Raw genomic sequence first — 7,451 nt, 5'->3', positions numbered from 1 at the left:
AGTGGTATGAGCAACCCGTTCGAGGACCCCGAGGGCACCTACCTGGTGCTGGTCAACGACGAGAACCAGCACAGCCTGTGGCCGGACTTCGTGGACGTACCGGCCGGCTGGCGGGTGGTGCACGGGCCCGACTCCCGGCAGTCCTGCCTGGAGCACGTCGAGACCCACTGGACCGATATGCGGCCCCGGAGCCTGGCCGAGTCGATGGACGGCTGACAAGCGGGAAGGGGCCGGTCGCTCGACCGGCCCCTTCCTCGTGCTCGCGACCGCGTCAGCTCGCGGGCTGCTCCACCTTGGTGTCCGTCTTGCCGTCGACGGCGGCCGCCAGCTGCGGCACAAGGCGTTCGACGACATAGCGGAGGCTCAGGACGGTGCCCATGGACAGGGCGTTGCCGTAGTCGCTGGTCTCGTTGACGTAGACCTCGCGGCCCTCCTTGACCACGTTCAGGTCCTTGTAGGAAGCGTCCTTGTGCAGCTTGTCCGCGTCCTTGGTGACGTCGGCGACCTGCCACACGAGGGCATCCTGGTCGAGCAGGTCGGTGCGCTCCTTGCTGATGTTGGCGCCGAACTGGTCGCCGATCACCTTGTCGAGGTCGGCGGGCAGGGTGAAGCCGAGGTCGGTGAGGAGGTGGGATCGCGGGTCCTGGCTGCCGAAGACGAACATGCCCTCGTACGGCGTGGCCATCACGGCACTCTGCCCCTTGAACTCGGGGTGCTCCTCGACGGCCTTGGCGATGGTGTCCTCGGTCTCCTTGACCACCGCGGCGGCCTCGTCCGCCTTGCCGAGGGCCTTGCCGATCGTCTCGGCCTGCTCCTGCCACGGGACGCCGTAGTCGTTGTACTTCTTCGGCTGGGCGACGACGGGGGCGAACTTGGACAGCGACTCGTACTGCTCCTTGGTGAGTCCGCCGTACACCGCGAGGATCAGGTCGGGCTTGAGGGAGGCGATCTTCTCGACCTGCGGGCCGGTGCCCGTGTCCTTGAGGACGGTCGGTGCCTCGGCGGAGCCGAGCTTGTCCTCGGCCCAGGGGCCGATGGCTCCCTTGTAGCCGCCGAGCCATTCGGTGGTGCCGACGGGGACCTGGCCGAGAGCGAGGACCGCGTCCTGGTCGGTGAGGCCGACGGTGACGATCCGCTTGGGCTCGGCCTTGATCGTCGTACTGCCGTACTTGTGGTCGATGGAGACCGGGAAGGCGGACTCGCCGGAGGTGCTCGCCTCCGCGCCGGCGTCCGACGCGTCGGAGGCGTCGTCGGAGTCGCCACCGCAGGCGGTGGCGAGGAGCAGGGTGGCGGAGGCGAGCGCGACGGCGAGCCGTGGCGCTCTACGGGAGCGGAACATCAGCGGTCCTTCGGTTCGGGTTCCTGTGGAGCGGTACGTGTGGGGGTCTCGGGGTCCGGCCAGGGGCCGGTGTCGCGGGCGTCCGACCAGGCCGACCAGAGGGCGGCATAGGGGCCGCGCGCGGCGCGCAGTTCGTCGTGGGTGCCGGTCTCGACGACACGGCCCGCGTCCATGACGACGATGCGGTCGGCGGTCGCCGCCTGGCTGAGGCGGTGGGCGACGATCAGCGCGGTGCGGCCGTCTATGGCGCGGGCGACCGCCTTCTCCAGGGCGCGTGCCCCGGCGCTGCCCGCCTCGGCGGTGGCCTCGTCGAGGATCACCAGCGGCGGGTCGGCGAGGATCAGCCGGGCGAGCGCGAGGGCCTGCGTCCGCTCGCCGCTGAGCCGGTGGCCGCCGTCGCCGACGACCGTGGCGAGCCCGTCGGGCAGGGCCTCGGCCCAGGCGAGGGCGTCGACGCGGTCGAGTGCGGCGCGCAGTTCGTCATCGGTGGCGTCGGGTCTGGCCAGCCGCAGGTCGTCGGCGAGGGGGCCGGCGAAGACGTGGGTCTCCTGGGTGATCAGGGAGACGGTCGACGGGCCGAGTTCGGTGGGCGGGACGCCGCCGATGAGGACGGTGCCCGTGGTGGGCGGCTGGATGCCCGCGACGAGCCGGGCCAGGGTCGTCTTGCCCGCTCCGCTGGCGCCGACGAGGGCCACGCGTTCGCCGTGGCCGATCGTCAGGTCGATGTCGTGCAGGACGGGGTGGCCCGTCCGGTAGGCGTGGCCGAGTCCGCGCACGGTGACCTCGACGCCGCCCGCCCGGGCGGTGTGGTCCGGCAGCGGGGGTACGGGTTCGTCCGTGACGCCGACGAGCCGGGCCAGGCCCGCCGTGGCGGACTGGGCGTCGTCGAGAAGGGCGAGGGCGGCGTTGACCGGGCCGAACAGGCTGTGGAAGTACAGGGCGGCGGCCGTCGCCGTGCCGATGCCGGCCGAGCCCTGGCGGACCAGCCAGTAGCCGGTGACCAGGACGGCGGCGAGTCCGGTGTACTCGGCGATGTGCAGTCGGCTGTAGAAGCCGAGCACGAGCCGTATGCCCCGCATGGTCAGGTCCACCACCGACCGGGACCGCTCGGCGACGCGCTCGGTGTGTTCCCGCTCCAGCCGGAACGCCCGCACGGTGGAGCTGCCGCCGATGGTGTCGAGCAGTTGCTGCTGCTGGGCGCCCGCGGCCACCCGCTGCTCGGCGTAGAGCGGGATCGCCCGGGTGACGTACCAGCGTGCGGTGGCCGCCTGTACGGGGACCGCCAGCAGGGCGGCGAGCAGGAACCGCCAGTCGAGCAGGGCCATGGCCCCGAGGGTCAGGACGATGGTGAGCACCGAACGCCCCAGCGCGGGAAGGGCGTTGCGTACGGCCTCCGCGATGAGGGACACGTCGGCGGTGACCCGGGCGGTCAGGTCCCCGGCGCCGGCCTTCTCCACCCGGTCCAGCGGCAGCGCCAGCGCCCGCTCGACGAACCGCTCGCGCAGCCGGGCCAGGGTCGTCTCGCCCAGCCGGGCGATCAGCGACAGCCCGAACCCGGCGGTGACGCCCTGCGCCACGGCGACGGCCACCAGCAGTCCCGCGGTGGCCGTGATGGCGTCGACGGACCCGCGCTCGGCGGCCAGGTCGACGATCCGGCCCAGCAGGGGCGGCACCAGCAGCCCTACGGCGGTGGAGCCGACCATGACGGCGAACGCGGCCAGCGCCGACCACCGCTGCGGGCGCATCAGTTCGGCGACGGCGGCACGGGTGCGGGCGGGGGTGGCGACGGGGAGCAGGACGGGGGCGGTACGGCTGCCGGCCTCGACGGCGGGGGGGAGTTCGGTCTTGGTGCTCGTGGGCTCGGTCATGGCGTCCGTGGGCTCGGTCATGTGAGGACCGCCGTCCGGTAGTCCGCGCAGTCGTGGATCAGGCGTTCGTGGTCGCCGGTCGCGGTGACGCGGCCGGCGTGGAGGAGGACGACCCGGTCGGTGACGGCGAGGAGGGCGGGGCTGTTGGTCACCAGCAGCGTGGTGCGTCCGCCGCGGACGTCCCTGATGCCGGCGGCGATCCGTACCTCGGTGACGGCGTCGACGGCGGTGGCGGGCTCGTGCACGACGAGGACCGGCGCGTCGGCCGCCAGCGCCCGGGCGAGGGCGACGCGTTGGCGTTGGCCGCCGGACAGGGAGCGGCCGCGTGCGGTGACGGGCGTGTCGAGGCCGTCGGGCAGTGCGCGGGCGACCTCGTCGGTGCCGGACGCGGTCAGCGCGGCGGCGACCGCCCCGTTGTGGGCGTCGGTCGTACGGCCGCCGACCGCGGCGGTGACGTTCTCCAGGACCGTCCCCTCGAACAGGTCCGCGTCGTGCTCGGCGACGACGATCGCCGCGCGTACGTCCCCGAGTGCGAGCGCGGTCAGTTCCGTTCCGTCCAGTTCCACGGCTCCGGTGCCCGGGTCGGCGCGGCGGCCGAGGCAGCGCAGCAGTGCCGAGGCGTCGGCGGGGTCGGTGGAGGCGACGCCGACGGTCTCGCCGGGGGCGATGTCGAGGTCCACGCCGCGCAGGGTGCCGTAGGAGACGTCCCGCAGACGCAGTCGGCCCTCCGTGGCGTGCCCTTGAGTAACGGCCTGCGCCCCCTGCGCTACGGCGCCGGGGACGCCCAGCACCTCCGCGATGCGGGCGGCGGAGGCGCGGCCCTGCGCCAACTCGGCGTTGACCCAGGCGAATTCGGTGAACGGGCCGATGAGGAAGAGGGCGAGGCCGACGGAGGAGACGAGTTCGCCGAGGCCGATGTCGCCGCGTGCGGCGAGCCGTCCGCCGACGAGGGCGACCAGGGCGATGAACGCGCCGGTGAGGATGGTGACGACGCCGTTCTGCCAGGCTTCGGCGCGGGCGGCTCGCAGGGTGGCGGAGAGCGAGTCCTGGCTGATGCGCCGGTAGCGGGCGACGGCCGCGGGCTCGGCGCCGATGCCCTTGAGGACGCGCAGTCCGGCCACCAGGTCGGCCGCGACGCCCGAGGCGCGTGCCGCGCGTTCCTGTTCGGTCTCGCTGCGCCGTTCCAGGGGCTTGCTCAGCAGGTGTCCCAGCCACAGCAGCAGCGGGGTGCCCAGCAGAACGAGGAGGCCCAGGGCGAGGGACACCCGCAGCAGCGCGACCGCGCTGACCGCGAGACCGGCCGCCGCCGCGAAGGCGACGACGATCACCATGGAGACGGCGCCGACCCGTTTGGCGTCCTCGGTGGCGGTGTTCGTCAACTCGCCGGGCAGCCGCCCCTCTTCCGCACCGCCCTCGGGCGCGAGGACACGGCCGATCAGCTCGGTTCTGAGGTGGTGCGCGGCGGTGACGGAGGCGCGCTCACCCGCTCGGGCACTGAAACGGAAGCTGAAGGAGAGTCCGACGAAGACGACGGCCAGGATGACGAGCCACAGCAGCAGCCCGGAGACGTCGCCGTCCACGACCCCACGCTCGATGGCCAGTCCGATGAGCACCGGCACGAGGGCCTCGCCCGTCTGATGGCCCATGCCCAGCACCGCGCCCAGCGCGACGTCCCGACGCTGTCCGCCGACCGCACGCCACAGAATGCTCCGCCCCGGCGGGTCCGCTTTTCTCACGCATCTCTCCGGACCGGTTTCACCAACACAGGAAACGTACAAAGAAAACTTAGGTAAGGCTAACTATGTTCGCCCTCGTGGGCCAGCCCTGAAGCGTCGTGGATACGACCGAACCGCCCCTCGAACGACCGGAAGGATCCCCCTTCGTGCTCTGCACCAGGATCACCAACGCCCGCATCATCACCATGGATCCGGCCGGCCCGGCCGCACGGGAACTCGGCATCTGGCGGGGGCGCGTCGTCGGTCTGGACGAGGACGTGGCGGGGCTGTCGGCGCGGCGGACCCTGGATCTGGGCGGCGCCACGGTGCTCCCCGGCTTCATCGACGCCCATGTGCACCTGGCCTGGGCGGGGTTGAAGGCCGAGGCTCCCAGCGTGGCACCGAGCCGGCGCGCCGACGACGTACTCCGCGTTGTGGCGGAAGCGGTGGCCGAGGCCCCGGTCGGCGGCTGGGTGGACTTCGGCGGCTACGACCAGCGCACCCTGGACCGCCCCCTCACCGCCACCGACCTCGATGCCGTCAGCGCGGGCCGCAAGGTGTACCTGGGCCACCTCTCCGGTCATGCATGTTTGGTCAACTCGGCGATTCTCGACGGACTTCCGGCGGATGTGGCCCGAGCCGACGGTTTCCTCGCGGAGGGCGCCATGGGGGCGGCGCTGAAGACCAGGCCTCCGCACTCCCTCACCGAACTGGCGTCGGCGATCGAGCGGGCCGCGCGCACCTGCCGCGCCGAGGGCATCACGGGCTGCGCCGAGGCCGGGGTCGGCGGCCGGCTCATCGGCCACAGCCCCATTGAGGCCGCCGCCTACCAACTCGCCCACGAGTCCGGCCGACTGCCGCTGCGCGTACAGCTCATGGTGGCGGCCGACGCGCTCCACACCGTCAAGGCCGCCGACGAGGACGCCACGAGCCGGGCGATCGACCTCGGCCTGCGTTCCCGCTTCGGCGAGGGCACGCTCTCCCTCGGCGCGCTCAAGATCTTCACCGACGGCGGCATGATGGCCCGTACGGCCGCCCTCACCAGCCCCTATCTCGGCAGCGACGGATCTGGTCAACTCATGTACGAGGCAGAGGTGTTGGAGAGCACGATCGTCGCCGGGCACCTCGCGGGCTGGCAGCTCGCCGTGCACGCGATCGGCGACCGGGCCCTCGACGTCGCCCTGGACGCGCTGGAGAAGGCCCAGAAGCTGAGCCCCCGCCCCGAGGCCCGCCACCGCATCGAGCACGCGGGCCTGGTCCGCCCGGACCAGCTTCCCCGGCTGGCCGCGCTCGGCGTCACCGTCGTCATCCAGCCGAGCTTTCTGCGCTATTACGGCGATGACTACGCCACGGTGATGGGCGAGGACAGGGCCGACTGGCTCTACCGGGGCCGGGGTTTCCTGGACCACGGGATCCGGGTCGCCGGCAGCTCGGACCGGCCGGTCGCGAACGGCGCCCCGCTGCGGGCGGTCCAGTTCATGGTGGAGCGGGCCTCGGAGTCCGGTCGGCTCATCGGCCCCGGCGAGGCGCTCACCGTGGAGGAGGCACTGCGCGCGTACACCACCGAGGCCGCCCGCGCCTGCCACTGGGAGACCGACGCCGGCAGCCTCGCCCCCGGCAAGCGGGCGGACCTCGTGGTGCTGGGGGACGATCCGCGCCGGGTGGAGGTGTCGAGGATCGGGGAGATCGAGGTGGTGCGGACGTTCGTCGAGGGCGACGACACGTTCTGACACTGCCCCCTGACTTACATTTAGGTTAGCTTTACCTCGCTAGTGACTGTGTGGAGTCTCTCCCCACCGTGTGACGGAGTCGTACCGCCATGTCCCGTGCCCTGTCTCCCCGTTCGCGCCCCGACGGCCCGTCACGCCGGAGCCTGCTCGCGGTCGGCGGAGCCCTCGCGCTCACCCCGCTGTTCGCCGCCTGCGGCAGTGGCGGCGTCGAGGACGAGGGCACCCCGGAGGCCAAGGCGAGCGGCAACGGCGGGCCGTGGTCGTTCAAGGACGACCGCGGCCGCACCGTACGCACCGACGCCAAGCCCGGGACGATCGTGGCGTTCGTCAGCACGGCCGCCGCGCTCTACGACTACGGCATCGAGTGCAAGGGCGTCTTCGGCCCCACCGAGCCGGTGGACGGCAAGCCGAACCCGCAGGCCGGCGACATGGACGTGGCGGAACTGACCAGCCTGGGCACCGAGTACGGCCAGTTCAACGTCGAGAAGTACGCCGCCCTCGAGCCCGACGTGCTGATCAGCAACATGTTCCCGGCGCCGGACCTGTGGTACGTCCCGCAGGAGAGCAAGGAGAAGATCGAGGCGCTCGCGCCCACGGTCGGCATCAGCATCGCCCGCACCTCGCTGCTCAACCCGCTGAAGCGGTCGGTGCCGTCGACGAAGCCGAGGAGGTTGCGGGCTCAGTGGGCTCAGCATCGACTGCGGCAGTACTTCTTCCGACGGCGCCGGCGGCACCATGGGGCTCCCCCTTGGCGGTTGGAGGAGATGTGCGCGAAGCGCGCCGGGCCATGGCCCGGCGC

The 7,451-nt window shown here is 72.5% G+C and carries 6 protein-coding genes; 3 read left to right on the top strand and 3 right to left on the bottom strand.

Going from position 1 to position 7,451, the window contains the following annotated elements:
- The first annotated feature begins 6 nt into the window (after window positions 1–6).
- Window positions 7–216, top strand: a complete 210-nt coding sequence (locus tag F3T56_RS41310) for an MbtH family protein (RefSeq protein ID WP_149830609.1) — start codon at window positions 7–9, stop codon at window positions 214–216.
- A gap of 55 nt (window positions 217–271) precedes the next feature.
- Here F3T56_RS41310 and F3T56_RS41305 read toward each other — a convergent pair whose 3' ends face one another.
- The 3 genes from F3T56_RS41305 to F3T56_RS41295 are packed head-to-tail and all read right to left on the bottom strand — an operon-like array spanning window position 272 to window position 4,943.
- Complete coding sequence (locus tag F3T56_RS41305) at window positions 272–1,339, bottom strand: iron-siderophore ABC transporter substrate-binding protein (protein ID WP_149830608.1); 1,068 nt, start codon at window positions 1,337–1,339, stop codon at window positions 272–274.
- Complete coding sequence (locus F3T56_RS41300; protein WP_149830614.1) at window positions 1,339–3,207, bottom strand: ABC transporter ATP-binding protein; 1,869 nt, start codon at window positions 3,205–3,207, stop codon at window positions 1,339–1,341. The genes F3T56_RS41305 and F3T56_RS41300 overlap by 1 nt, the downstream gene beginning before the upstream one ends.
- Before the next feature lie 17 nt (window positions 3,208–3,224).
- Window positions 3,225–4,943 carry an ABC transporter ATP-binding protein gene (locus F3T56_RS41295; protein ID WP_149830607.1) on the bottom strand — a complete coding sequence of 573 codons (1,719 nt, stop codon included), beginning with the start codon at window positions 4,941–4,943 and terminating at the stop codon, window positions 3,225–3,227.
- Between the two features lie 146 nt (window positions 4,944–5,089).
- Here F3T56_RS41295 and F3T56_RS41290 point away from each other — a divergent pair, with 146 nt between their 5' ends.
- The gene (locus F3T56_RS41290; protein ID WP_149830606.1) at window positions 5,090–6,652 is read left to right on the top strand and encodes an amidohydrolase; all 1,563 of its coding nucleotides are present in this window, start codon (window positions 5,090–5,092) and stop codon (window positions 6,650–6,652) included.
- An 89-nt stretch (window positions 6,653–6,741) separates the two neighbouring features.
- A partial coding sequence (locus F3T56_RS41285) for an ABC transporter substrate-binding protein (RefSeq protein ID WP_484422112.1) occupies window positions 6,742–7,451 on the top strand: 710 nt, incomplete at its 3' end.

It is taken from the genome of Streptomyces tailanensis (assembly GCF_008386495.1).
GTDB lineage: Bacteria > Actinomycetota > Actinomycetes > Streptomycetales > Streptomycetaceae > Streptomyces > Streptomyces tailanensis.
This window is presented reverse-complemented; position numbering and strand designations above follow the sequence as displayed.

Bases quoted from the DNA above. Each gene is read 5' to 3' on its own strand.
- F3T56_RS41310 (WP_149830609.1), top strand. From the start codon at position 7: ATGAGCAACCCGTTCGAGGACCCCGAGGGCACCTACCTGGTGCTGGTC.
- F3T56_RS41305 (WP_149830608.1), bottom strand. From the start codon at position 1,339: ATGTTCCGCTCCCGTAGAGCGCCACGGCTCGCCGTCGCGCTCGCCTCC.
- F3T56_RS41300 (WP_149830614.1), bottom strand. From the start codon at position 3,207: ATGACCGAGCCCACGAGCACCAAGACCGAACTCCCCCCCGCCGTCGAG.